This is a genomic window from Lachnospiraceae bacterium KGMB03038, assembly GCA_007361935.1.
Classification (GTDB): Bacteria; Bacillota; Clostridia; order Lachnospirales; family Lachnospiraceae; genus Massilistercora.
The window spans coordinates 140,005-165,223 of the sequence record CP041667.1 but is presented as its reverse complement, the minus strand read 5'-3'; the positions used below and the strand labels follow the sequence as shown (position 1 = coordinate 165,223).

At 46.4% G+C, this 25,219-nt stretch carries 25 protein-coding genes; 5 read left to right on the top strand and 20 right to left on the bottom strand.

The features are described 5' to 3' along the window. Positions 1-12 precede the first annotated feature (12 nt). The 13 genes from hpt to FND36_00795 form a co-directional block, all read right to left on the bottom strand. Complete coding sequence (hpt, locus tag FND36_00855; GenBank protein QDW72707.1) at positions 13-540, bottom strand: hypoxanthine phosphoribosyltransferase; 528 nt, start codon at positions 538-540, stop codon at positions 13-15. After that, positions 512-1,882, bottom strand: coding sequence for a tRNA lysidine(34) synthetase TilS (tilS, locus tag FND36_00850; protein ID QDW72706.1), 1,371 nt, complete (start codon positions 1,880-1,882; stop codon positions 512-514). The genes hpt and tilS overlap by 29 nt, the downstream gene beginning before the upstream one ends. A 65-nt stretch (positions 1,883-1,947) precedes the next feature. Then, positions 1,948-3,357 (bottom strand): SpoIIE family protein phosphatase, encoded by a 1,410-nt coding sequence (locus FND36_00845; protein QDW72705.1) that lies wholly within the window; start codon positions 3,355-3,357, stop codon positions 1,948-1,950. 89 nt (positions 3,358-3,446) lie between these two features. After that, positions 3,447-3,770, bottom strand: coding sequence for a septum formation initiator family protein (locus tag FND36_00840; protein ID QDW72704.1), 324 nt, complete (start codon positions 3,768-3,770; stop codon positions 3,447-3,449). Positions 3,771-3,833: 63 nt separating this feature from the next. Further along, complete coding sequence (locus FND36_00835; protein QDW72703.1) at positions 3,834-4,187, bottom strand: hypothetical protein; 354 nt, start codon at positions 4,185-4,187, stop codon at positions 3,834-3,836. A gap of 4 nt (positions 4,188-4,191) precedes the next feature. Next, entirely contained in the window at positions 4,192-4,476 is a 285-nt protein-coding gene (gene yabP, locus FND36_00830; protein QDW72702.1) for a sporulation protein YabP, read from the bottom strand. A 63-nt stretch (positions 4,477-4,539) separates the two neighbouring features. Continuing rightward, positions 4,540-4,779, bottom strand: a complete 240-nt coding sequence (locus tag FND36_00825; GenBank protein ID QDW72701.1) for an RNA-binding S4 domain-containing protein — start codon at positions 4,777-4,779, stop codon at positions 4,540-4,542. A gap of 59 nt (positions 4,780-4,838) precedes the next feature. Next, positions 4,839-5,114 carry an HU family DNA-binding protein gene (locus tag FND36_00820; protein ID QDW72700.1) on the bottom strand — a complete coding sequence of 92 codons (276 nt, stop codon included), beginning with the start codon at positions 5,112-5,114 and terminating at the stop codon, positions 4,839-4,841. A gap of 182 nt (positions 5,115-5,296) precedes the next feature. Next, on the bottom strand, positions 5,297-7,030 hold the full coding sequence (locus FND36_00815) for a phospho-sugar mutase (GenBank protein ID QDW72699.1): 1,734 nt from the start codon (positions 7,028-7,030) through the stop codon (positions 5,297-5,299). Positions 7,031-7,075: 45 nt separating this feature from the next. Further along, positions 7,076-8,077 carry a CotS family spore coat protein gene (locus FND36_00810; GenBank protein QDW72698.1) on the bottom strand — a complete coding sequence of 334 codons (1,002 nt, stop codon included), beginning with the start codon at positions 8,075-8,077 and terminating at the stop codon, positions 7,076-7,078. A 130-nt stretch (positions 8,078-8,207) separates the two neighbouring features. Further along, the gene (locus FND36_00805; protein ID QDW72697.1) at positions 8,208-9,533 is read right to left on the bottom strand and encodes a CCA tRNA nucleotidyltransferase; all 1,326 of its coding nucleotides are present in this window, start codon (positions 9,531-9,533) and stop codon (positions 8,208-8,210) included. 106 nt (positions 9,534-9,639) lie between these two features. After that, positions 9,640-10,413, bottom strand: coding sequence for a transposase (locus FND36_00800; GenBank protein ID QDW72696.1), 774 nt, complete (start codon positions 10,411-10,413; stop codon positions 9,640-9,642). 93 nt (positions 10,414-10,506) lie between these two features. Then, a complete protein-coding gene (locus FND36_00795) occupies positions 10,507-11,949 on the bottom strand; it encodes a proline--tRNA ligase (GenBank protein QDW72695.1) in 1,443 nt (480 codons plus the stop codon). A gap of 467 nt (positions 11,950-12,416) precedes the next feature. Between FND36_00795 and FND36_00790 the strand changes: the two genes are divergently transcribed. Next, a complete protein-coding gene (locus FND36_00790) occupies positions 12,417-13,124 on the top strand; it encodes an RNA pseudouridine synthase (GenBank protein QDW72694.1) in 708 nt (235 codons plus the stop codon). On the opposite strand, the gene spoVG is transcribed toward FND36_00790, so the two are convergent. From spoVG to FND36_00775, 3 genes are read right to left on the bottom strand one after another with little or no spacing between them, the layout of a single operon-like run. Beyond that, complete coding sequence (gene spoVG, locus FND36_00785) at positions 13,121-13,405, bottom strand: septation regulator SpoVG (protein QDW72693.1); 285 nt, start codon at positions 13,403-13,405, stop codon at positions 13,121-13,123. The two genes, FND36_00790 and spoVG, sit on opposite strands and share 4 nt — an antisense overlap. A 33-nt stretch (positions 13,406-13,438) precedes the next feature. Next, positions 13,439-14,557 carry a glucose-1-phosphate adenylyltransferase subunit GlgD gene (gene glgD / locus FND36_00780; protein ID QDW72692.1) on the bottom strand — a complete coding sequence of 373 codons (1,119 nt, stop codon included), beginning with the start codon at positions 14,555-14,557 and terminating at the stop codon, positions 13,439-13,441. After that, complete coding sequence (locus FND36_00775; GenBank protein ID QDW72691.1) at positions 14,554-15,828, bottom strand: glucose-1-phosphate adenylyltransferase; 1,275 nt, start codon at positions 15,826-15,828, stop codon at positions 14,554-14,556. Before FND36_00775 ends, glgD begins: the two co-directional genes overlap by 4 nt. Before the next feature lie 209 nt (positions 15,829-16,037). Here FND36_00775 and FND36_00770 point away from each other — a divergent pair, with 209 nt between their 5' ends. The 4 genes from FND36_00770 to FND36_00755 all read left to right on the top strand — a co-directional run bounded on the left by FND36_00770 (position 16,038) and on the right by FND36_00755 (position 20,716). Beyond that, positions 16,038-17,417 (top strand): UDP-N-acetylmuramate--L-alanine ligase, encoded by a 1,380-nt coding sequence (locus tag FND36_00770; protein QDW72690.1) that lies wholly within the window; start codon positions 16,038-16,040, stop codon positions 17,415-17,417. A gap of 151 nt (positions 17,418-17,568) precedes the next feature. After that, entirely contained in the window at positions 17,569-18,501 is a 933-nt protein-coding gene (locus FND36_00765) for a DnaD domain protein (protein QDW72689.1), read from the top strand. Positions 18,502-18,522: 21 nt separating this feature from the next. Next, positions 18,523-19,536, top strand: a complete 1,014-nt coding sequence (locus tag FND36_00760; protein ID QDW72688.1) for an AAA family ATPase — start codon at positions 18,523-18,525, stop codon at positions 19,534-19,536. Continuing rightward, positions 19,523-20,716, top strand: a complete 1,194-nt coding sequence (locus FND36_00755) for a ribose-phosphate pyrophosphokinase (protein QDW72687.1) — start codon at positions 19,523-19,525, stop codon at positions 20,714-20,716. Before FND36_00760 ends, FND36_00755 begins: the two co-directional genes overlap by 14 nt. Positions 20,717-20,740: 24 nt before the next feature. Here FND36_00755 and FND36_00750 read toward each other — a convergent pair whose 3' ends face one another. Genes FND36_00750 through vanR form a run of 4 tightly spaced genes read right to left on the bottom strand, consistent with a single transcriptional unit; the run spans position 20,741 to position 25,178 of the window. Then, positions 20,741-22,291, bottom strand: coding sequence for an AAA family ATPase (locus FND36_00750; protein ID QDW72686.1), 1,551 nt, complete (start codon positions 22,289-22,291; stop codon positions 20,741-20,743). Further along, entirely contained in the window at positions 22,288-23,319 is a 1,032-nt protein-coding gene (locus FND36_00745; GenBank protein ID QDW75501.1) for a DNA repair exonuclease, read from the bottom strand. Before FND36_00745 ends, FND36_00750 begins: the two co-directional genes overlap by 4 nt. After that, entirely contained in the window at positions 23,228-24,499 is a 1,272-nt protein-coding gene (locus FND36_00740; GenBank protein QDW72685.1) for a HAMP domain-containing histidine kinase, read from the bottom strand. The genes FND36_00745 and FND36_00740 overlap by 92 nt, the downstream gene beginning before the upstream one ends. After that, positions 24,489-25,178, bottom strand: a complete 690-nt coding sequence (gene vanR, locus FND36_00735; GenBank protein ID QDW72684.1) for a VanR-ABDEGLN family DNA-binding response regulator — start codon at positions 25,176-25,178, stop codon at positions 24,489-24,491. The genes FND36_00740 and vanR overlap by 11 nt, the downstream gene beginning before the upstream one ends. Positions 25,179-25,219 lie beyond the last annotated feature (41 nt).

Here is a 25,219-nt window from a genome sequence, read left to right as displayed (position 1 = left end):
TCTGTCCCCTTTCTATTCCACGCCTTCTACGACTCCGATATAAGGCAGATTTCTATATTTCTGCGCATAATCAAGTCCATATCCCACTACGAATTTATCTGGGATCTCAAATCCTACATAATCCACCTTTACATCTGTCACCCTTCTGTCCGGCTTATCCAGAAGTGTACACAGCTTCATGCTCTTTGGGCGCCGTTTCTGCAGGACATCCAACAGGTAGTAAAGGGTTCTTCCAGAATCAATGATATCCTCTACCACCAATACATCTTTTCCTTCCAGCGTCTCATCTAAATCCTTGGCGATCTTTACCACTCCGCTGGAGGAGGTTCCGTCGCCATAACTTCCCACACTCATAAAATCCATAGAAACCGGCACAGAAATCCGCTTAGCCAGCTCGCACATAAAGAACACTCCGCCCTTCAAAACGCAGATCAGGTGTACCTGTTTTCCCGCGTAATCTTCACTGATCTTTTCTCCAAGCTCTTTGATCCTTTTTTCTACTGTTTCTTCATCAATCAACACATTTACTGTCTCTGCCATTGCTTTTTCCTCCGCAAAATTCAATTTCCAATACCTTTTTGGTCTTGTCTGTGATCTGATATGCCTGATTCTGCCGATATCCAACCACCCACATGATATGACTTCCATCCGCCGCAAGCCAGATTTGGTCCCTTTCTCCCTTGGGAACCTTCTCGTTTATAAAATACTGCTTCAGCTTCTGCCGGCCGCCCTCCTTATTGATCGTCAGATAGTCTCCAGCCTCTCGATGTCTCATTTTTACAGTATTTTTTATTATATCATAATCGAACCATTTCGTGTAGGTTTTTTGCGGAATTGCTTTCCTTTTTCCCTCTCTGTCAAAAACCCGGAAACGGAATTCCCCTTGGATCTCCGGGGATTTTTCCTTCGTTTTGCGCCGGAACCCAACGCCTTCATAACAGCGCTCCGCCCGGACTTCATAGGGCAGGTCAGCTTCGCGCCCCACCTGATGCTCCAGCAGCTCTTCTATCATCCTGACATGGACAGAACCGATATCTCTCCTTGCGCCTGCCGCCTGACAGATCGTCTCATGGATCACTCCCATCCGCAGGATCCGGGGATATTTTTGGAGGCGTTTTTTCAGCAGTACCCTTTCGCCCTCTTTTGTTATCACACAATCGCCAAAACATTTCATCGTTTCTTCCCGAATATATTCGGCGGCCATCCGGAGCTGTTCTGCCGCGTCCGCCATATGGGAGGCTGCTTTTTGATTTATATGTTCTTCCAGATATGGGATCGCTTGATTGCGGAGCCTGTTCCGGGCATAGTCAATTCCCAGATTCGTTTCGTCCGTACAATAAGATATTCCCCGTTTTTCCAGATATGATTCAATCTCCCGGCGATTCACGCACAGAAGAGGACGGATCCACAGGTCTTTCACCGGCGCGATCCCCGCCAGTCCCTCCAGAGAACTTCCTCTGCACAGATGAAATAAAAGAGTCTCCGCATTGTCGTCTCTATGATGGGCAAGGGCGATCTTTGTCCCTCCCCACTTGGAGCAGAATTCTAAAAAGGCCTCTCTTCTTACCTCCCGGCCTGCCTCCTCCTCGGAAAGGCCGTACTGCCTTGCCGCACTTTTCACATCTCTGCGGAAAACCTCCAGTTTTACTCCCTGTTTTCGGCACACGGTCCTTACATATTCCTCATCCGCATCCGCCGCTTCCCCTCTCAAGCCATGGTGAACATGTACCGCCGCCAGGGAAAAGCCAATCTCCTTTTGCAGTTCCAAAAGTATGAAAAGAAGGCATATGGAGTCTGCTCCTCCTGATATGCCTGCGATCACACGATCTTTTTTTTCCAGCATATGATACGTCTTTACATATGCTTTCACTTTCTGGTACATACAACTTCCTTTGATCCTTATGTTTTCTTAAACTATATAAAATTTTAAAAGAAAAAGCAAGTTTCTTATCTCTTCCAGATTCCGATCACCAGAATCGTCATATCATCCAAAGGCAGTTCTCCCGTCCACTCTAAGACGCGTCCCAGCAGATGGTGGGCCAGCTCTTTTGGATTGTTGATAGCCGCTTCCAGGATAAAGGTTTCCATTAGAGTTTCCTGTTCTCCGGTTGGCAGCGCATCCATCACGCCGTCCGTTACCATGATCACAAAATCTCCGGACTCCAGCTCTCTTTTCTCCACGTCAATATCGATTTCCTGGATCACTCCGATAGGAAGTGTGGCAGAAGAAATCCGCTCCACCCCTTCCTTTTTTTTGATAAAAGTGGCCGAGGCCCCGGCTTTCACAAACTCACAGGTACCGCTGTAAAGGTCGAACAGACTCACGTCTATCGTGGAAAACCGGACGTCATCCCTTCCGATGACCAGCGCTGTATTCATGATCTGAATCGCGGTTTTTACCGGGAAACCGGCTTCCAGAAGTTCTTCCAGCATTTCCACCACCATAGTGCTCTCTTTGCAGGCAGCTTCTCCTGACCCCATACCATCGGATAAGGCTGCGCCTTTCTTGCCCCCCGGCAGATCCGTCATCAAGAATGTGTCTCCGGATATTGTATCACAATTTTTCCCTATCTTAGCTACTCCTTGAAGCGTATGAAACCGCGCGCCTTCCACGCAGGCAATGGTACAGTACTCCTCCCCCAGGATCGGCCGTTCCCCCTGCTGGGGCACCATCGTCCTTCCAATGCAGATCCCCACCTCGCGTGCCAGATCCTTGGTAGCGACACATTGGCCTTTCGCTGTTTTCGCGGTCAAATGGATCTCATATCTTCCCTGTTCCGTCACAAAAAAGACCGAGGAAAGCAGTTTCACACCCGCTTTCTTTAGATGGGTCTTCAATTTCTTCTCTAAATGTTCATCCTCAAAAATGCCCGCATCCAATTCTCTCGTAGTATATTGGATCAATTTCGCAAAGCTGTTCAGCTGTCCCGCGTATCCTTCCCGGTTCTGGACGATCTTATTGTTCCACATCAGCACCTGTTTGGCGTTTTCAAACACTTCCAGAGTCTCTCTGAGGAATCTCGGCGCCCTTATGCAGCGCTTCTGCAGTTTTCGTTTTAGTTCCACATTTAATTCTGCCCCATATTCTTCTACGCCGCATAGGATCTCATACATCATTTGATAGGTATAAACTCTGTTTTCCCGCAGACACTGTTCTTTTTTCTCACATTCTTCGCACACTTTTCCTGTGATCTTCGCAAACATTTCCTCAAACTCTTCTTTAGAGAACGTCCCCTTATAACTTTCCAGAGACAAGAATGTGCGGGACAGATGGATCAGAGAATCCGCAAACTTGTCCATCTGTATCACATAAGGATTTAGAAAAACCGCCTTCTCTTTTTCGCTGATTTCCGCCATTTATAATCTCCCCTTCATGATTTCCTGCCACAATAAAGCAAAAAAGCTTTAGGACTTTCATCCTAAAGCTTATCTTCTGTGCATCGCGTTTATTTCGCCTTAAATATGATCTCATTCTCATGAACAAGGCCCAATTTGTCTCTTGCGATCTCTTCTACATATTCATCTGTTCCTACGTACTCTTCCAGATCATCAATCTTGGCTGACCTTGCCTTTTCCTCTTCAATCTGTTCCGCAAGTTCCGTCTCCTGCGCCTGATACTCTTTCGCCTTTGCCCGGAGCTGGAACGCGTTTACGGAAAGAACCACAGCCAACAGCAGAATCACCCCGCATACCGTGAGCATACTGCGCCGATAATGCTGAGCACGCCTTCTGGACCGCCTTTTTTGGCGTCTTTGCTTCATACCACTCATAATTATTAACTCACCCTCTTCGGAATATTTCCGAGATAATACTTACCCCTAATATAAATTATATTATCCTTTTTTTCTTTTCCCCGCAAGATTTTCAGATAATTTCTTTTTCTTTTGAGTGTAGATTTTTTTTCCGATTTTTTCGATTTTTTTAATCAAAAATGAGGCAAAAATGGCGCCGCACACACAACCTAGTATAAAATACCATCGTATACTACCAGAACTTGTATGGTAAATCTGCACAAAGAAATAAATCGCCGCCCCCATCCAGTATAAGATATCTTCAATCCCCATCACAAGAAGGCTGTGCCGCACGATCTCTCTGAAACATACGATACAGTGATAGGACAGCCGGGCCACGCATCCGGCGATCACCGCCAGAAGAAACACCAGGATTTCCGCTCTGATCTCAGGCATTTTCTCACCTAAACAGTTTGGAAAATATATTTTCCCCGGATTTTCCTCCCGGCTGCGCATCAGAGTATGCAATGCTGTCGATATTTCCCGACAGATCCACTTCCCCTTTCTCCAGACTCAGCCGATTGACATGGAGATCTGTTCCCTTGACCATTAACATTCCCTGCTGGGTTTCCAGCAGCACCTCATTCAAGTCAAAAGACAGCACATCCAGCACTCCTGTCACCAAGCTGGTCTTCCGGTTATTAACTACTAATTTATGACTCTTCTGTACCGTTCTTTCTTCCATGCGCCTCACAACCTTTCTTAATAATCATATGAAAGGTTGTTTCCTTTTATTACACCTAAGTTATTACAGGTAGCGAAACAGCTCTTTTGCTTCTTCCTTTTTGGTTGTCTCCTGGATATCCAGCACCTCCGCTTTAACCGTTTTCGTTCCAAAGTGTATCTCGATGATGTCTCCCGGCTTGACCTTTACTGAGGCTTTCGCAACGTTCCCGTTGACCAGTACCCGTCCCGCGTCACAGGCCTCGTTTGCCACAGTTCTTCTCTTGATCAAACGGGAAACTTTCAAAAATTTGTCCAGTCTCATATATCCTCCTAAAAAAGCAGAGAGCCATGCTGACTCTCTGCTTCACAGATCTCTCTCAATTATTTATTTACAGCATCCTTTAATGCTTTTCCAGCTTTGAACTTCGGCGCTTTGCAGGCTTCGATCTTCATTGTCTTACCTGTCTGAGGATTTCTTCCTTCTCTTGCCGCTCTCTTGCTTACTTCAAAAGTACCAAAGCCAACTAACTGGATCTTATGCTCTTTTTTCAATTCTTCTGTTACTACATCAACAAAAGCTTTTAATGCTTTCTCTGAATCTTTCTTTGACAATTCTGCTTTGTCTGCGATCGCCGCAACTAATTCTGTTTTGTTCATGGATAATTTCCTCCTCTTGTTTCATCATAGAATCCCTTATTTTAATTCTACAGATTTTACAGCGGCTACACATTCTCATGTCTCGCCGCCTTTAGTTACTGTTATACCTGTTTTCCCTATATTTGTCAAGGTTATTTCTCGTTTTTGCCGTATTTCCAAGGGTTTTCGGCGTTTTTTACCATTTACAGCATGGCGTTGATCATAGCCAGAACTTCCCTCCCAAGTTTGTCTGATTTTTCGTCCGCATCTTCCAGAGAAGTCCCCTTGACGCCATAGTAAAATTTTACCTTCGGTTCTGTTCCTGACGGTCTTACACAAAGCCAGGCATCGTCAGTCAGGTCATAATATAATACGTTGGAGGCAGGCAGGCCTGTCGGCGTCACTTCTCCAGTGGCGATATCCTTCACTGTATCCGCCTGGTAATCTCTTGCCCGGATCACCCGGTAGCCCCCCACTTCCATCGGCGGGTTCTTGCGCAGCGTCTCCAGGATTTCCTGGATCTTCTGAACTCCTTCAATTCCCTTTAGTGTGATCGACTGGATAGCGTCTTTATAGTAGCCGTATTTCTCATACATGTCCACCATAGCATCCCACAGGGTTTTTCCTTTAGTCTTATAGTAAGCCGCCGCTTCGCACAGCGCCATGGTGGCCACAATCGCGTCCTTATCTCTCGCGTGAGTCCCGATCAGACAGCCATAACTTTCCTCAAATCCAAAGAGATAACTGCCTTTTCCTGTCGTCTCAAAACCAAGGATCTGCTGACCGATATATTTGAATCCGGTCAATACTTCGATCAGTCCTACGCCATAAGCTTCCGCAATGGCATCCGCCATATTGGACGTAACGATCGTTTTGATCAGATAGCCGTCATCCGGAAGGCCGTACAATTCTTTCCTCTGTCCGATCTCGTAATCAGCCAGGAGGCAGCCGGACATATTTCCAGTCAGCTCTTTATACTCGCCGGATCCGCTGTCTTTTACATACACTCCCAGCCGGTCCGCATCCGGGTCTGTAGCCAGTACCAGATCCGCGTCCACTTCTTTGGCCAGTTTCAGGCCCAGCTCAAAGGCTTCTTTGGCTTCGGGGTTGGGATAAGATACCGTTGGGAAATCTCCGTCCGGAAGTTCCTGCTCTTTTACTACATATACATTTTTAAACCCTAATTCTTTCAGAATCCTGCGGGCCGGTATGTTTCCCGTCCCATGCAGCGGACTGTAAACAATCTTCAGCTCACCGCCCACCTGGTCGATGGCATCTTGATGAATCACCTGTTTCTTCAATTCAGCAATATAGCCGTCGTCCACTTCGGCTCCGATGGTCTGATACAGGCCCGCTCCTTTTGCCTTGTCAAGTTCCATCGTTTTTACGGTATTATAATCAATCACCGCTCTTACTTCATCCATGATTCCTTTGTCATGAGGGGGCGTGATCTGCGCTCCATCTTCCCAATACACCTTGTAGCCATTATATTCCGGCGGATTGTGGCTTGCGGTAATGTTGATTCCGGCGATACATCCCAGAGACCGGACCGCATAGGATAACTCCGGTGTTGGACGAAGAGATTCAAATACGTAGGCCTTGATTCCATTCGCCGCCAGGCACAGCGCCGCCTCATCCGCGAATTCAGGAGACATACGGCGAGAGTCATAGGCGATCGCCACCCCTTTGTCCTGTCCGTTATTCTTGCAGATATAATTCGCCAGGCCCTGCGTTGCCTTTCTAACGGTGTAAATATTTAAGCGGTTCGTCCCCGCTCCGATCACACCTCGCAATCCTGCCGTCCCAAATTCCAAGTCTTTATAGAACCGTTCTTTGATCTCTCCATCGTCATTTGCGATCGATTTAAGTTCTTCTTTCGTGGCTTCATCAAAATAGGGATTGCTGATCCATTCCTCATATTTTTCACGATATTCCATTTTGGGTACCTCCTGTTTTTCTTGTCCTCATTATACAACAGGAATCTATAAATGAAAAGAAAATATGTGGTTCAGGAATCTCTCTTTTTCCTTGGTCTGGGCGATTGCCGTATTCAGCTTCTCGATGCTTTTCGCGGAAATCCACGCCTTGTTTGAGTGATAATAAGAATTGGCGATCTTCCAGAATTTCTCCGGGTACGCCAGACGGATCTTAAGATACTCCACCGCTCTCTCATCCAGAGGACGGATCGCGGAATAGGCATTCAGCATCCCATCTCCAAGACGTTCCTTCCATCCTTGCTTTTCCATGACCTTTCTCAGGAAATAATATAGGTCTTCTGTCTGGATATTTAGTTTATATTTTTCAAAATTAACGGTAGCTACTGTGGTTTTTCCATAGCTATCTTTGATCATCAAAATGTTATGATAATTATATTCCCCGTGAACAATACTGGCTTTCTCTATGCTCTCCTCAAAGAAATTCCGGTAAGAAAAATTGCTCAGCAGGCTGCCCGCGGCCTCGGTCCATTGGTACATTTGGTCGAAACATTTCAGGAAGGCGACTTCAAACTCCCCTTTCGGCGTTAGATTCCGCACGAACCGCCGGACTTTTTTTAATTCCCGGTCGTGTCTTTCATATTCCTGATCCAGCGGTTCTGCCGTTGTTATTCCTTCTGATCCTCCCTCCTGGAGCAGAATATGGATTTTCGCCAGATTCCCCGCCGCTTCCAGAAGTTCCGCCGGTTTTCGGATGTCACATTCTCGTCCTTGGAACCATCTCTTCAACAGGTATTTGCTTCCGTCTTCCAGAACGGTCAGGCACTCTCCTTCTTTATTAAGGATGATCTGATCGATATTATGATATCCCTGCTGCCATAAGTGGTCATACAATCTATAAAGGGCAGAAATACGCCCCGGCGCAGTGGCCGTCTCCCGCAGGAGAAGCGGGCCTTGATCCGTGTCGCATAAAACAGCACCCCTGATCTTACGGGTGCTGCTGACGTCAATATTATATTGTTCCAGCACATACCGCTCATATTCCTGCATACCAATCCCCTGCACATTATCGTTATTATTCTCTCTAAACTTATGAAGTGGGAAGAGAAAATATGATTGGGGCCGGGGGATTTTTAAAAATCCCCCGGCCCCAATCAAAAATGCCCTGTCCCTTTTTGACTTATATCCGTCTCAATAGTTCCTCTTTGGTATTTAATTCTGGATGTTCTAGCACAATTTTCAAAAGTTCTTCCAATTTTTCGCCAATCTGCTTTCCCGGTTCCACCCCCGCTTCTAACAGATCCTTTCCTGATACGGCTAACATTCGCATAGAAACGCACTGTCCTTCCTGTCGTATCTTTCTATACAACTCCTCAATCTCATCCAGATTCTGTATCTTTCGCTCCCTCTTATACATACTTTGCGCCAGCACATCGGCCCGGCGCACTTCCATATATGACGGAAACAGGTCCTCGCCGATCAGATATATTGCCTGGCGTACATTATACTCAGTCGCTTCCATTCGATAATCATGGAAGCGAATCAGTCGGCATACTTTACGCAGGGTATCATTATCAAATTTCAGCCGTTTTAAAATCCCACGGGCAAGAACCTCACTTTCCGCAGCATGTTTTTTAAAATGCGCTCTTCCAGTCTCATCCATTGTCTTCAACGCCGGTTTCCCCATATCATGCAAAAGCATCGTCAGCCTCAGCACCTTATCCGGCCGGATGTTTTTCATCGCGTGAAGGGTATGTTCCCCCACATTGTACATATGATGTGGGGTTTCCTGTTCTGTTACCATCAGCCGGTCAAATTCCGGAAGAAATTGCGCAGTAATTCCAAGCCTATAAGCTTCTCCCAATAGTTCAGGCCTGTTTGAAACAAGCATCTTTACCAACTCTGTCTGAATCCGTTCCGCGCTGATCTTTTTCAGCGTAGGCGCCAGTATGCGCATCCCTTCCTTTGTTTCCTCGTCAATCGCAAAATCCAGCTGTGCCGCAAAACGTACCCCTCGCAGGATTCGAAGCGCATCTTCGGAGAAACGTTCTTCTGCGTTCCCCACACATCCGATCACTTTCTTCTCCAAATCGGAAAGCCCTCCAAAAATGTCCACCAGCCCGTCTTTCTGATTATATGCCATAGCATTAATGGTAAAGTCCCGACGCCTCAGATCCTCTTTCAGACTTCGTGTAAACGTTACCTCTTTTGGATGGCGACCGTCCTCATACTCTCCGTCAATACGGTACGTCGTTACTTCAAAGCTTTCCCCCTCCATGCGTACCGTAACCGTGCCATGCTCAATTCCCGTATCGATCGTACGGTGAAAAATCTCCTTGATCTCTTCAGGCATAGCAGAAGTCGTGATATCCCAATCCTCAGGCACCCGTCCAAGGATCGAATCTCTGACGCAGCCGCCAACCGCATATGCTTCAAAGCCTTCGCTGTGTAAAACCCGGATAATTTTATTCACCTTTTCCGGCAAATCTATTTTTAATGTGTCCATGCAGTTACCTCCATATTCCTTTATATCATATCACATTTTTAGTTGGGGCCGGGGGATTTTTAAAAATCCCCCGGCCCCAATGAAAAATACCCTGTCCCTTTTTGATCTAGTTTTTCTTCTGCGTAAGTTCCATTTTTATTATATTCCGGATTTGCTGTACCTTCTTTTTTGAAATACCAAATGTCTTTTTCATTTCTTTTTCAAATAGGTTTCTTGCCTTTACATAATCTAGTATTTCTCCAGCAGACAACTCTAGCTCTGTTTCCATTCTTCCCAGAATTTCTTCTGCAATCGCCTTCCTCTCCTGGAATTCTTCCTCCTGGATATCAATAAAAAAATCTCCGCAACTGGACCGGTGAAATTTTTCAAATTCTCTCCGGCTGTAAAATCGACTTCTGAGTAATTCATAACTTTCAGAGTCCAAAAGTTTTTTCTCTTTCACATCCATGTACTCGGTCAGGCTGCTGTATGGATAATTCGCAGGATTTTTACACATTTTTGCCTTTACTGGATTCAAATGAATATACCGGATACAATTCCAGAAATATGCTTCACTTTCAATACACTGACTTCGGAACCTCTCCTGAAACACATATCCGATCCTGTTATGTTTATAATTGTAATATTGGGCATATGCGGCTAAGATTTTAGCCATGAACAACGATAAATTTTTCAGATCTACTTTGACAAGCAAGTGCAAATGATTTGACATAATGCAATAAGCATATATTTTAATACGGTACTTTTTTACATTTTCCCAAATGATCTTCCACATTCGGTCCTTTTCTTCTTTTGTCCGGAAAATAGATTCTTTATCCAGCCCTCTAGATACAACATGATAAATTCCTGTCCCACTCTCCCGCCTGGGTTTTCTCGGCATTAGCGCCCTCCTTTCATATGGTCATAGCCAAAAAGGGACAGGGCTTTTTCAATCTGGGCCGGGGGATTTTTAAAAATCCCCCGGCCCCAACTATTAATAAGATTTTCCCCAATATGCCATATGTTTCGCAGGCTTTCCACACCAGATACATTTGTCTGAGATCATTTCTTCATCTTCGATCAGACATCTGGTAGCCGCTCCGCCGGTCACATATTTTACTTCTCCTTCACATTCTGGGTCTCCACACCAGCAGGCTTTCACGAAGCCGCGGTTCGCTTTGAATTTTGCTTCCATTTCATCCATGGTCGTAGCTGTGTCGATATGGTTCTGCAGGAATTCATTAGCCCTATCATACATATCCTTCTGCTCCTGCTCCAGGATCTCACGGAGTTTTACAGCGATCTCATCCAGGGATACGACCGTTTTCTCCCTATTATCCCGGCGAACTACTACCACCTGGTTTTTCTCCAGATCCTTAGGACCAATCTCGATACGGGTCGGAATTCCTACCATCTCCTGCTCCGCGAATTTCCATCCGGTACTCTTATCAGAATCATCAATCTTCACCCGATAACCTGCTTTTTTAAGTTCATCCAACAGCGCATACGCTCTGTCCAGAACTCCTTCCTTATGCTGAGCGATCGGAATGATCCGGCACTCAACCGGCGCTACGTGAGGCGGCAGCACCAGTCCGTCGTCATCACCATGCACCATGATGATAGCTCCGATACTTCTGGTTGACCATCCCCAGGATGTTTCATATGCGCTCTGAAGCTGATTGTTCTTATCTACATATTTAATACCAAACGCATCCGGGAATCCACTTCCAAAGAAATGGCTGGTAGCGGACTGCAGCGCTTTTCCGTCATGCATCAGCGCCTCGATGGTATAGGTATCCTGGGCTCCGGCGAATTTCTCATGTTCTGCTTTCCGGCCGGATACAAATGGAATGGCCAACGTCTCTCTATAGCAGTCTTCATATACATGGAACATCTGGATCGTCCGCTCCTCAGCCTCTTCGTAAGTGGCGTGCAGGGTATGTCCTTCCTGCCACAGGAATTCCCTGGAACGCAGGAACGGTCTTGTCGTCTTCTCCCAACGGAGGACAGAATTCCACTGATTCCATACTTTCGGAAGATCCCTGTAAGAACGTACAGACTTCGCCCACAGATCGCAGAACAGGGTCTCAGAAGTAGGACGGATACAGAATCTTTCCTGCAGTCTCTCCATTCCTCCATGAGTCACCCACGCAACTTCCGGCGCAAACCCTTCTACATGGTCTGCCTCTTTTTCCAGAAGGCTTTCCGGGATCAACATTGGAAGGCAGACATTTTCTACCCCTGTTTCTTTAAAACGCCGGTCCAGATCCGCCTGGATCAGTTCCCAGATCGCATATCCGTTGGGAAGATAATTCAGGCATCCTTTTACGCTCGAATAATCACAAAGTTCTGCCTCCCGCACAACATCTGTGTACCACTGGGCAAAATTTTCTTCCCGTGATGTAATATTTTTTACCAGTTTCTTTTCCTTTGCCATATTCTTTTCTCCTTTTCTTTTCCCCAGGGCCCCTTGCCCCGCATGATATTCTGACGGGAGCTTTCCTGCGCAAAAGAAAACGCCGGGTTCTTCGCTCCCCAAAAGGGACCGAAAAGCTCGGCGGTACCACCCTCGTTAACTGCAGACCGTCTGCAGTTCCCTCAATTTGCCAATAACGCCGGCGCGGCGCTGTGCTTTCACACAGAGGCTCCAAGGCGGGTTTCCATGCAGTTCAGGACGGAAATCTTTCACCCTTTGATCTCCTCTCTTTGGTCCGCTTACATGTACTATTCCTCTTCATCGCCCAAAATTTCTTGAGTTAAACGTAATTTTAAGCCAAGCCTTTTTATTTGTCAAGGGCAAACGCCCGACAATCTTCCATTTTCCCGCCTATTCTAATTGCATCCCGCCCTTTTGTATGCTTTAATAAAATACTGAAGAATAGTAAGAAAAAGGATCTGACTTTTATGAAAAACGAAACTCTCAAAATATTATATGAAGATTCACAAATTATTGTATGCAAAAAACCCGCCGGCATACCCACACAAACCCAAAAACTCGGGACTCCCGACATGGTCAGCCTTTTAAAAAACCATTTGGCCGCCTGTCCATCTTCCAAAGGAGTTCCTTATCTTGCGGTCATCCACAGACTGGACCAGCCTGTGGCAGGCCTCCTTGTTTTTGCCAAAACTCCTTCCGCCGCTAAAGTTTTAAATCAGCAGCTCACCAGCCAGGGTTTTGGGAAACATTACCGCGCCCTTGTTGATCATACGCCGCCTCATCAGAAGGATATCCTGGAAAACTATCTGGTGAAAGATCCCAAAAAGAATTTTTCCCGCATCTGCACCAAAGAAACTCCCGGAGCAAAATTGGCCCGTCTGCATTATCAAGTTGTCAAAAAGGGACAGGGCTTTTTCAATTGGGGCCGGGGGATTTTTAAAAATCCCCCGGCCCCAATTGAACTAGACATCCATCTCGACACCGGACGCCACCACCAGATCCGGGTCCAGCTGGCTGCCATGGGCTGTCCTATTATCGGAGATACTAAATATAATCCAGATGCCGATCCACGCCAGCCGCTCATGCTCTGCGCCTACCGGTTAGAATTCTTTCATCCAGTCACAAAAAAGAAGCTGGCCTTCCAGCTTCCCCCAGAAGAAGAGGGAGCTTTTTAAAAAGCTCCCTCTTCCACTTCTTCATTTTCCAATGTCTCGTGGTATTTCTGAAGGATCTCGCTCTGGACCCGTTCTCTTACCTCTGAGTTGATCGGATGTGCAATGTCCCTATATTCTCCGTCCAATACTTTCTTGCTTGGCATTGCGATGAACAGCCCTCTGTCTCCTTCGATGATCTTGATGTCGTGTACGGCAAATTCATCGTCCAGCGTAATGGACACGATTGCTTTTAATTTCCCTTCTTTTGCCACCTTTCTCATGCGTACATCTGTGATCTTCATCTTCTTTTTGCCCCTTTCTTCCTCGGCACTGCACTAGAGTGCATACCTCTCGTTCTTTTCAACAACTACTTTCACACCATTTTCCCCAATATGACGTGTGTTTGCCCTGATTGTATCACGACTCTCTACAATGCAGTTTTCAATGTAAGTGTTATCTCCGAGGTAGACATCGTTAAGAATGATTGAATTCTTGATGACACAATTGTTACCGACAAATACTTTCTTAAACAGAATGGAATTCTCCACCATGCCGTTAATGATACAGCCGCTTGCGATAAGACTGTTTTTAACGACTGCTCCGGGATTGTATTTGGCTGGCGGCAGGTCACTCACCTTCGAATACACATCCGGGTGCTGTTTGAAAAAGTAATTTCTTACTTCTGGTTTCAAGAAGTCCATATTCGTCCTGTAATAAGCATCCACAGTCGATATGTTGCTCCAGTAATCTTTTATTTTATAACCGCAGATCTTTTTCAGATTTTTATATCTGATCAAGATATCGGTTACAAAATCATGTCTTTCTTCTTCCGCACAGTGCTCGATCAAATCAATCAGCTGTCTCCTGCGGATCACATAAATCCCCGTAGAAATCGTATTGGAGTTGGCAACCATGGGTTTCTCCTCAAATTCCTCGATCCGCATAGACTCATTCATCTTCACCGTGCCAAAGCGGCTGGCATCCTCGCCTGGCGGAAGTTCTTTACAAACCACCGTAATATCTGCCTTTTTGGCGATATGGTATTCTAAAACCTTATTATAATCCATCTTATATACCGCGTCTCCTGACGCAATGATCACATAAGGTTCATGGCATCTTTTTAGAAAATCCAGATTCTGGTGGATCGCGTCCGCGGTTCCTCTATACCAGTAGCCGTTATCTGCGGTAATGGTTGGCGTAAATACAAACAAACCGCCTTGTTTTCTCCCGAAATCCCACCATTTAGAAGAATTCAGGTGCTCATTTAGGGAACGAGCATTATATTGAGTCAACACCGCCACTTTCTGGATATGGGAGTTAGACATATTACTCAGCGCAAAATCAATCGCCCTGTAGCTTCCGGCTACCGGCATTGCCGCCACCGCGCGCTTCTGAGTCAGCTCTCTCATTTTATTACTGTTACCGCCCGCTAAAATAAGTCCTACTGCTCTCATGAGCGCTCACCTGCCTTTATCAATGTTTCTCCGCTTTCCAGGAGTCCGTTCGGATAATCTTCCTTTACGGTAACCCCGCTGATCGCGGTGTTCTTTCCAATCTGCACCCCGTCTGGAATGACAGAATTTTCCCCAATCGTAACAAGACCAAAGGCGTAGATATCCGGTTTCAGACGATTCGGCGCCTCGCCGCCGATTCCCAATGTCACCTGTTTTCCTATTTCCACGCTCTCAGCGATGATCGCCTTATCGATCACACAGCCTTCTTTGATCACAACATCTTTCATAATGATCGAATCTCTGACAACCGCCCCCTCTCCGATCGTTACGCCGGGGCCGATCACACAGTTATGCACTTCCCCGTATATCTCCGCTCCATCGCCGATAATACTCCGGTTGATCACAGATTGTCCGGAAATATACTGGGGCGGGATGATATCGCTGTTGGTATAAATCTTCCAAAACTCCTCATATAAGTTAAACTCAGGGATGATATCGATCAGCTCCATGTTCGCCTCCCAATAAGACCCCAGGGTTCCTACATCTTTCCAATATCCGTTATATTCATAAGCAAACAGCCGCTCTCCTTTCTCATGACAGTAAGGAATAATGTGCTTGCCAAAATCACACCCCGGCTCATGCTTCAGCGCTACCAGCGCCTCTTTGAGCACAGGCCAGCTGAATATATAGATACCCATGGATGCCAGATTACTCTTCGGTTCTGGCGGTTTTTCCTGGAATTCTGTGATCTTTCCGTCTTCATCTGTGATCACGATCCCAAAACGGCTGGCCTCCTCAATGGGAACCGGCATCGCCGCAATAGTGACATCCGCTTTATTTTCTTTGTGATAATCCAGCATCACTTCGTAATCCATCTTGTAAATATGATCCCCTGACAGGATCAGTACGTAGTCCGGATGAAAGGATTCCATATAATCCAGATTCTGATAGATCGCGTTGGCGGTTCCTGTATACCACTCGCTGTTGCTGCTCTTCTCGTAAGGGGGCAGGATCGTTACTCCCCCTATATTCCGATCCAGATCCCAGGGGATTCCGATTCCAATATGGCTGTTCAGCCGCAGGGGCTGATACTGTGTCAATACTCCCACTGTATCAATTCCGGAATTGATGCAGTTGCTGAGCGGGAAATCGATAATTCGATATTTGCCTCCGAATGCAACGGCCGGCTTTGCTACTTTCGACGTAAGAACTCCAAGTCTGCTGCCTTGTCCCCCTGCCAGCAGCATCGCTATCATTTCTTTCTTGATCATGTCATCACCCCTTCTTACGTAGTTCATTGTCCACATTATAACATAGAAATTATCTTTCGTGAATAAATTTCACAAATATTATTCACTTTTTGTAAACTTTTTATATAATTATACCAAAAAATTCGACTTGGTTTTTTCATCATATATGTTTATAATAATATGATAGGATTTTAAAATTTATGACTAAAAATCAAAGAGGAAGGTAATCTATGTATCAGATTCAGTTTAACAACCCCATACATGTACATTTTATAGGAATCGGAGGAATCAGCATGAGCGGGCTGGCGCAGATCCTCCTAAAAGAACATTTCACCATATCAGGGTCTGACAATAAGGAAACTCCGCTCACCCGCCAGCTTGAAAAAAATGGCGCGCGCATTTTCTATGGTCAGAAAGCCTCTAATATAATAGAGGGCATCGATGTGGTCGTTTATACTGCCGCGATCCATGAGGATAACGAAGAATACCAGGCCGCCCTTCAGAAGGGCCTGCCTATGCTGAGCCGAGCAGAACTCTTAGGACAGCTTATGGCGAATTATAAGACTCCCATCGCCGTGTCCGGGACACACGGAAAGACTACTACAACGTCTATGCTTTCCCATATCCTGCTGGCCGGCGATCTGGATCCTACCATTTCTGTGGGAGGAATCCTTCATGCCATTGGAGGCAATATCCGGGTCGGAAATTCCGATCTGTTTGTAACAGAAGCCTGCGAGTATACCAACAGCTTTCTCCATTTTCTTCCGAAGATCAGTATCATTTTAAATATTGACGCGGATCATCTGGACTTTTTCAAAGATCTTAATGATATCCGCTCATCCTTCCAGAAGTTCGCCCAGCTTCTTCCTGCGGACGGAGCTCTTGTGATCAACGGGTCGATCCCGGATCTGGATTCCTTTACTAAAGATCTGCCATGCCGTATTTGTACCTTTGGTATGGATAGTTCTTTTGACTATGGAGCTGTCAATATCGCTTATGATAAAAAAGGCAGCGCTTCTTTCGATTTCGTAAAAGAGGGAATCTTCGTAGACCGCGTAAGCCTGTCCGTCAACGGAGAACATAATGTACAGAATGCTTTGGCGGCGCTGGCGGTGGCGGACCTTTTAAACATTCCTCTGGAGACCGCCAAAAAAGGCTTAAAAGATTTCCAGGGAACAGACCGGCGTTTTGAGCATAAAGGAGAATTTCAAGGCGTAACCGTCATTGACGACTATGCCCACCATCCTACCGAGATCAAGGCCACCCTGGAAGCCGCGCGTCACTATCCCCATCGAGAACTCTGGTGCGTCTTCCAGCCTCACACTTATACCCGGACGAAAGCTTTGTTCCCGGAATTTGCAGACGCACTTACTGGGGCAGACCATGTAGTCCTGGCAGACATTTATGCCGCAAGAGAGACCGATACACTGGGGGTTTCTTCTGAGGATCTTGCCCTTGCCCTTAGAGAACAGGGAACAGATGCTTATTATTTCTCTACCTTTGAAGAAATCGAGGATTTCTGTCGGTCACATTGCGAAAACGGGGACCTGTTGATAACTATGGGAGCCGGAAACGTTGTAAACATTGGGGAAAATCTTCTTAAACCCTAGTTTTCCACATTTTCCACAGAATTTTATCCACAAAAAAGCCCGTTTTTTGCTCAAAAATTTCTTTTTTGCTGGTCCTTCCAATGTTATAATAACCCTACGAGACTCTTAGATCCTTACACAGGATCACAGGATATGGAAGGATTGGCACACTATGAAAAAATTAACACTTACAAATCATGCGCAGACAAATACAACCGTGCTGGAAAATGAATTTATCGACTGTTATATGGCGAAAGCCAACGGCGAGTATGTAAAGGTGTACCTCCTTCTGCTCCGTCACCTAAACGAGCCTTCCGGGACTTTGACCATTTCCAGGATCGCGGATCTTCTGGAAATCACGGAAAAAGATGTGATCCGGGCGTTAAATTATTGGAAGAAACAGGGCCTTTTAGACTATGAGTCCGCGCCTGACACCGCTCCGGCGCCTTCGGATGTCCCAAATATCCAGAACTACCGGAGCCGCAAGGAATTCAAGGAGCTTTTGTTTGTTGCGGAACAGTATCTTGGCAAAACGCTTTCCGCTACAGACATCGAAGCGATCACCTATTTTTATGAAACTTTGGACATGTCCGCCGACCTGATCGAGTATCTGATCGAGTACTGTGTGGAAAATGGCCACAAAAGCATTCATTACATCCAAAAAGTTGCTTTATCCTGGCATGAACAGAAGATCCAGACGGTGGAAGCAGCAAAGTCCTGCGCCATCCTTTATAATAAGAACTGTTATTCTATCTTAAACGCCTATGGCATCAAAGGACGCGCGCCCGCTTCCTCCGAAATCGCCTACATCCGGAAATGGAATGATGAATACGGCTTCTCCCTGGACATCATCCTGGAGGCCTGCGCACGTACTATGAACAAGATTCATCAGCCTAATTTTGAGTATACAGATTCTATTCTGAAAAGCTGGCTGTCCAAAAATGTCCACAGCTTAAAAGATATAGAGTCTTTGGACGAGGCCTATTATAAGGAGAAAGAGCGGAAAAAACGACCCGCTTCCAAGGCTTCTTCCAACAAATTCAACAATTTCGACAGCCGTTCCTATGATATGAATGACCTGGAACGAAAGCTGGTTCAGCAATAGCTCTATTTTAAGGAGATTATTATGGCGCTTTCCAATTCTCAATACGATCTACTCATGCGTACCTATGAACAGCGGCAGCTGGATAATGCGCGTCATCTGCGCCAGCGCCGCCAGGAAGCATACCGCCGTCTTCCCGCCCTTCAGGAAATAGAGGCGGAGATTTCTTCTGTCAGCATTACGCGGGCCAGAAATCTGTTGGAGGGAGACGAACACGCGCTGGACTCCGCCAGAGAAGATCTGTCCAGACTTTTTGCCAGAAAGCGAGAACTTCTTGCTTCTGCCGGACTTCCAGACGATTATCTGGAACCCCATTACACATGCCCGGACTGTCAGGATACTGGCTATATTGGTACGGAGAAATGCCATTGTTTTAAAAAGGCGATCATAGACCTTTTATATGAGCAGTCCAATCTTCAGGGAATCCTCCAGACGGAAAATTTTTCTACATTCCAGTTAGAATATTATTCCAGCAATCATATCGATCCGCTTACCGGACGTTCCTCCCTGGAGGCCATACAGACTGCCCTAAAAGTATGTCACGAGTTTGTGGATACCTTTTCCAGCGAATTCCGCAGCCTTCTGCTATATGGAGACACCGGAGTAGGGAAAACCTTTCTGTCTCACTGCATCGCGAAAGAGCTGATCGATCAGGCTGTTCCCGTTATCTATTTTTCTGCTGTTCAGCTATTCGACTATTTCGCGAAGAATACATTTGGTTCAAAGCGGGAGGGCGATTCCGATATATTTACCCATATCTATGAGTGTGATCTTCTGATCATCGACGATTTGGGTACGGAACTTGCCAACGCATTTACCACATCGCAGCTTTTTGCCTGCATCAATGAAAGAATCCTGCGCAGGAAATCAACCATTATTTCCACCAATTTAGCGCTGGAAGATATCAAATCCATTTATTCTGAGCGGATCTTCTCCCGCCTCAGCAGCGCATACACTATGCTTCGACTGACAGGAGACGATATTCGTATTCAGAAAAAATTATTAAACCTGGGAGGTACAAAAGATGTTACGCCGTAATGAACGCAACCTGGAAAATATACCGGTAGGAGCCCTTGGCATTGTTGCCTTGGATGGCTGCCGGCAGATGGGGGAACGGGTGGACGATTATATTGTAAAATGGCGCAGGGAGGACGGACATGCCCATAAAAACGACGTGGCATTCAGCGGCTATGAGCGGGACACCTACCTGATCAATGCCAAGGTTCCCCGCTTTGGCTCCGGAGAAGCCAAAGGAATCTTAGGCGAATCCGTTCGGGGGAAAGATATCTATGTTATGGTGGACGTGTGCAATTACAGCCTGACCTATTCTCTTACCGGAAACACCAATCACATGTCGCCTGACGATCATTTTCAGAACTTAAAGAGAGTGATCGCGGCTGTGGGCGGAAAAGCCCGCAGGCTTAACGTGATCATGCCGTTCCTATACGAAAGCCGCCAGCACAAAAGGAGCCGGCGGGAGTCTTTGGACTGCGCTATCGCTCTGCAGGAGCTGGTAAGAATGGGAGCCGATAATATCATCACTTTCGATGCCCACGATCCACGGGTCCAAAATGCCATCCCGCTAAGCGGATTTGAGACGATCCGTCCGACTTATCAATTTGTAAAAGGACTTCTCCGCACCTTTGACGACCTTCAGATCGACAGCAGACACATGATGGCTATAAGTCCGGATGAAGGCGCCACTGAACGTGCTGTCTATCTGGCCAACGTATTAAATCTGGATATGGGTATGTTCTACAAACGCCGGGACTACACTCGGATGGTAAACGGCCGGAACCCTATTGTCGCCCACGAATTCCTGGGTTCTTCTGTGGAAGGCAAAGACGTGATCATCCTGGACGACATGATCTCCTCCGGGGACAGCATCCTGGACGTCGCCAGACAGCTGAAACAGCGGAAAGCGCGGCGGATCTTCGCTGCGGCCACTTTTGGTCTTTTTACGAACGGACTGGAAAAATTCGACAAAGCTTATGAAGACGGAATCATCGATGCGATCCTTACTACTAATCTCATTTATCAGACACCGGAGCTTCTGGCCCGGCCATACTATGTAAATTGCGATATGAGTAAATATATGGCTCTGCTGATCGATACCCTTAATCACGATGGATCAATCAGCAGTATCCTGGATCCCAACGAACGGATCCTGACCGCTGTAGATAATTACAAAAAGGGCATTATGGATGAAGATGCTTAGAAAAAGCGCAAACAAAAAGGAGGTCTAAACGACCTCCTTTTTATATGAGATGTCCAACGCCAGAAGCGCTTCCTCCTCTCGGTTTTGGCAGGTGAAAATGATTACCTGTTTTCTATTTTTCTCCAGCCAGGCAAGCGTATTCTTAAGCCGTTCGTCATCATAGTACGCAAAAGTATCGTCTAAGAGCACCGGATACTCTTCTTCATACAGCAGCTCTCCCGCGGCCATCCGCAGAGCAAAATAAATCTGTTCTATGGTCCCCCGGCTTAGTTTCTCGATTCCGACTTTCCTGCCGTCCTCTAAGATCAGACTTAATTTCAGAGGTTCCTCCACCAAAAAGCGGGTATATTTTCCTCCGGTAATCTCTTTCATGATCTCGGAAACCTTTGCGTTTAACGCTCCTTCCAGCTTCCCTTGCTGTTTCTGAGATACTTCATCCAGTTTCTCTACTGCCAGAAGAACCCCCTCTCTCTGCTGGTCCAGCTCTTTCGCTTCTCTTCCTACTTCTTCCAGTTCTTCCAGCTGTTCCTGGAGATTATCATACTGGATCTGCTTTTCTTTCCGCTCCGCCCTCAGATGATCTCTTTCCCATACCAGCCGTTCCAGCGGTTCCTTCTCCTCTTTCGGCGTAATCTCTTCCAGAAGTTTCTCCGGTTCCGTTTTCTCTTGTCCTTTTCCTACCTTCAGACGGTTCCACACATAAATGCCGCAGCACAGAAACAGCACAATTGCTACCAGATAATTCCAGGGGCGCTGAATCAGGATGAAAGAAAAAACGACGATCAAAATAAATAACAGGATTTCTACCGGATGAATCCTCCACTTAGACGGGCGGATCTCATCCATGACCCCTTTTTTCTCCTGCTCTTCTCTGGCAGAATGCTCCCGGCGGGACACGATCTCTGCTTCCAGCACGTCCTCTTCCTCCTGAAGCTTATGGATCTCCCTCCATATATAGGATGCCTCCTGCTCAATCTGCTCCCTCTTTTTCTGCCGTTTCTGGACAAATTCTTTTTTTGCCCGGTCAATCTGGCGGCGGCGTTCCTCCAGCCGTTCAAGCGCGGCCGGAAGGTCCAGATCGCTGGCTCCGGCAGCATAATAATTTGTTGCGAAATTTTTAAGCCTTACTGCCAGTGGCTGAGACGGTTCTGCCTTTAACTGGCCGATCGATATGGTATTCTCATAACCAGCTCTGTCCATTCCGGAAAGCAGCATATCCAGATCTCCTTTTTCGATGGAAAACTCTTCCCCGTCCTCTTCACAGATCAGCTCCGCTTTCTTAGAATATTTATCAAAATTCCGATGAACCCAGAAATGTTTTCCTCCACTCTCAAACTGCAGAGATCCGCGGTAATGGGATGGGTCGTCCCAAGGTTCATAAATACTGAACGTATCGTTGAGGGAAGCTCTTCCTCTTCCTCGTTCTATCCCAAACAGCATCCCTTTAATAAACGTGTGGATCGTTGATTTTCCCGATTCATTTTCCCCATAGAAAAGCTGAATTCCCTCAGACAGGTCAAAATCCCGATTTTTCAGCTTTCCAAAATTTTTTATTCTCAATCTGCAAATCTTCATACTTCGTCTCTTCTTGTCTCCATCAGAGCCCGTACTCCCTCACACAAAGCTCTGTATTCTATGGTCGCTTCCCCGGCGTTTTCCAATTCTCCAATAAACGCGCCAAGGATATTTTCCTGATTCTGCAGCTTTAGTTTCTCAAAATGATAGGCCGGTCTGGTCTCATCTGACAATTCCACCACATTCCCATAGATATCAAAAGCCTCCAGATCAAACAAGATGTCCGGATCCCGGAATCCTTCCAGGCAGACTTTATACATATGCTGCATTCCCTGCTGTTCGATCTGCCGCCGAAGCGCCTCTTTTACCTGGTGCCCTGTCATATCCCGGGTAACTCCCACTTTCAAATCCCGGTATTCTCTCCCGGCCGCCGGTACAAACTGGATCTGACATCCTTTGTCTGTGACCTCTCCTCTAATATACCCATGAGGTCCTGTATCATTTTTATCTATCGGCTCCAGCGCTCCGCTGTAAGCGATCTTCCCAGCGGCCAGTTCCTGGGGTTTATGGATATGGCCAAGCGCAGTATAGGTATACCCCAGTTTAAGAAGTTCCTTCTGATCTATCGGCATATGCTTCTCATCTCCGCCATGGAGCAGCAAAATCTCATAAGGCTGCCGGCCTGGCGCATAAAAACCAGCATAAGGTTTGCCGGAGATCTCCCTCGAATGATAGCTGCAGCCGTATACGGCCGTAGAAAATCCAGGAAATTCAATACATTGGATTTCTTCGCTTAAAAGTGGATGGATATTTTCCGCCCAGCGAAATGTCCGGTAGTAAGAACTCGTCTTCAGATAATCATGATTTCCTATAATAAGCACAACCTGAGTGGAGGGAAGACTTCCCAAGCAGGAATTTACCTCCTTTAATTCCCGCAGAAGAGGCTGTCTATGAAACAGGTCTCCCGCGATCAAAAGCAGCTCCGCCTTTTCTTCTCTACACAGCTCCCCGATCTTCTCCAGGCTGTTCCATATCTCTCTTCCCCTGCTTTGGGTGTACGCGCTTCCTGCGTCCGGTTCTGCCCCCAAATGCACGTCTGCGATGTGAATGAATTTCATCTTCTTTTCCTTCTTCCTGCTCCTGTGTATTTTTTGATGGCAGTGTAACGATAAATCTGGTCTTTACGTCATCACTTCTGGCCTGAACGCTTCCGCCATGGAGTTCCACGATCTCTTTGGCGATAGCGAGTCCAAGCCCTGCTCCGCCGGTCCCACTGGATCTGGAGCCGTCTACCCGGTAAAACTTCTCAAAAATGGTCTGGAGCATCGCCCCTGGAATCTTATCTCCTTCATTGGTAAATGTAATTTCGATCGTGTCCCCTTTTTTCACCGCCTGGATCTGGATGACCGTATTTTCATAGCAGTAGGCCACCGCATTTCGCAGGATATTGTCAAACACCCGCGCAAGCTTGTCCGGGTCTCCATATACTTCCAGATTCTCTTCCACTTCCACTTCACAGCGAAGCTGCTTTTCCTGCAGCACGCCATAGAGCTCGTCTGCAAGCTGCTCCAGCATCATAGTAAGATTGATCTCCACTGGTTCCAACTCAATATTTTGGAGATTATAACGGGTGATATCGAAGAACTCATTGATCAGTTCTCCTAACCGGACCGACTTCTCCAAAGCAATATGGACATACTTCTCCCGTTCCGCCGGATCCATTTCCGGATAGTTATCGATCATGCTCAGATAGGCCACAATAGAGGTCAAAGGGGTCTTCAAATCATGAGCCAGAAACAGGACCAGGTCATTTTTCTTCTTTTCCCCTTCCTCCGACTCCAATTCCTGCCGTTTAAGAGTCGCTTTGATCTCATTTAGCCGCAGTTCGATGGGCTTTAACTCCGTGATCAGATGGATCGGTTCTGTGGAGTCAGATACGATATTTTCAATCCCTTCTCCTACCTGATCCAGATACCGAGTCATTTTGGAGAGGGCCGCGTAAAAGAACAGCGAAAACAAGAGCAAAAATCCAACGATCATAAAGAACTCTTTATTGTCGCCGATCAGCCGCCAATATAAATCGATAGCGGTCTGCTCCTCCACGTTCATAGATGTCAGCACTTTCACAAAAATCCGGCCAAAGCTCTCATTATATACTCCATCGATCACATAGTTGAGGATCACGCCGCCCACCAGGACGGTGACAGCCGTGACCAGGACCGTCTGCAGAAGAATACTGAATTTTAGTTTCCGATAATTACTCTTCAACCTTATATCCCACTCCCCACACCGTTTTGATAAAGTCGGATTTTCCGGTAGGCGCATTCATTTTCTCCCGCAGATGCCGGATATGCACCATTACTGTATTGTTACTGTTTTTGTAGTATTTCTCATGCCAGACCTTCTCGAACAGTTCTTCTGAACTGATCACCTTTCCCCGGTTCTCGCATAACAGCCACAAGATGTCAAATTCAATGGGGGTCAGCGTCAGCGGGACCTCATTATAGACACATTCATGGGAGGTCCGGTCCAGGAGCAGGCCCCCAAAATCAATTACGTCTCCCGTGTCTTTACCCCCGTCATTATACTGGGTATATCTGCGGATCTGGGCTTTTACTCGAGCAACCAGCTCCAGGGGATTAAAGGGCTTAGGAATATAGTCGTCCGCCCCCAAGGTAAGTCCTGTGATCTTATCCATATACTCCGTCTTCGCCGTCAGCATGATCACCGGGAAGGTATATTTCTCCCGGATCATTTTCAGAATCTGAAAGCCGTCTACATCCGGAAGCATAATATCCAGAATTGCCAGATCCACCTTCGTACTCTTCAGAAAATCCAAGGCCTCTTGGCCGGTATAAAACTTGTATACATTATACTGGTCATTCTGAAGATACAATTCAATAACGTCCGCAATCTCCTTTTCATCATCTACAACTAAAATGTTCATATGAAACCTCCTATTGGGGACGGGGGATTTTTAAAAATCCC

Bases quoted from the DNA above. Each gene is read 5' to 3' on its own strand.
- hpt (QDW72707.1), bottom strand. From the start codon at position 540: ATGGCAGAGACAGTAAATGTGTTGATTGATGAAGAAACAGTAGAAAAA.
- tilS (QDW72706.1), bottom strand. From the start codon at position 1,882: ATGTACCAGAAAGTGAAAGCATATGTAAAGACGTATCATATGCTGGAA.
- FND36_00845 (QDW72705.1), bottom strand. From the start codon at position 3,357: ATGGCGGAAATCAGCGAAAAAGAGAAGGCGGTTTTTCTAAATCCTTAT.
- FND36_00840 (QDW72704.1), bottom strand. From the start codon at position 3,770: ATGAGTGGTATGAAGCAAAGACGCCAAAAAAGGCGGTCCAGAAGGCGT.
- FND36_00835 (QDW72703.1), bottom strand. From the start codon at position 4,187: ATGCCTGAGATCAGAGCGGAAATCCTGGTGTTTCTTCTGGCGGTGATC.
- yabP (QDW72702.1), bottom strand. From the start codon at position 4,476: ATGGAAGAAAGAACGGTACAGAAGAGTCATAAATTAGTAGTTAATAAC.
- FND36_00825 (QDW72701.1), bottom strand. From the start codon at position 4,779: ATGAGACTGGACAAATTTTTGAAAGTTTCCCGTTTGATCAAGAGAAGA.
- FND36_00820 (QDW72700.1), bottom strand. From the start codon at position 5,114: ATGAACAAAACAGAATTAGTTGCGGCGATCGCAGACAAAGCAGAATTG.
- FND36_00815 (QDW72699.1), bottom strand. From the start codon at position 7,030: ATGGAATATCGTGAAAAATATGAGGAATGGATCAGCAATCCCTATTTT.
- FND36_00810 (QDW72698.1), bottom strand. From the start codon at position 8,077: ATGCAGGAATATGAGCGGTATGTGCTGGAACAATATAATATTGACGTC.
- FND36_00805 (QDW72697.1), bottom strand. From the start codon at position 9,533: ATGGACACATTAAAAATAGATTTGCCGGAAAAGGTGAATAAAATTATC.
- FND36_00800 (QDW72696.1), bottom strand. From the start codon at position 10,413: ATGCCGAGAAAACCCAGGCGGGAGAGTGGGACAGGAATTTATCATGTT.
- FND36_00795 (QDW72695.1), bottom strand. From the start codon at position 11,949: ATGGCAAAGGAAAAGAAACTGGTAAAAAATATTACATCACGGGAAGAA.
- FND36_00790 (QDW72694.1), top strand. From the start codon at position 12,417: ATGAAAAACGAAACTCTCAAAATATTATATGAAGATTCACAAATTATT.
- spoVG (QDW72693.1), bottom strand. From the start codon at position 13,405: ATGAAGATCACAGATGTACGCATGAGAAAGGTGGCAAAAGAAGGGAAA.
- glgD (QDW72692.1), bottom strand. From the start codon at position 14,557: ATGAGAGCAGTAGGACTTATTTTAGCGGGCGGTAACAGTAATAAAATG.
- FND36_00775 (QDW72691.1), bottom strand. From the start codon at position 15,828: ATGATCAAGAAAGAAATGATAGCGATGCTGCTGGCAGGGGGACAAGGC.
- FND36_00770 (QDW72690.1), top strand. From the start codon at position 16,038: ATGTATCAGATTCAGTTTAACAACCCCATACATGTACATTTTATAGGA.
- FND36_00765 (QDW72689.1), top strand. From the start codon at position 17,569: ATGAAAAAATTAACACTTACAAATCATGCGCAGACAAATACAACCGTG.
- FND36_00760 (QDW72688.1), top strand. From the start codon at position 18,523: ATGGCGCTTTCCAATTCTCAATACGATCTACTCATGCGTACCTATGAA.
- FND36_00755 (QDW72687.1), top strand. From the start codon at position 19,523: ATGTTACGCCGTAATGAACGCAACCTGGAAAATATACCGGTAGGAGCC.
- FND36_00750 (QDW72686.1), bottom strand. From the start codon at position 22,291: ATGAAGATTTGCAGATTGAGAATAAAAAATTTTGGAAAGCTGAAAAAT.
- vanR (QDW72684.1), bottom strand. From the start codon at position 25,178: ATGAACATTTTAGTTGTAGATGATGAAAAGGAGATTGCGGACGTTATT.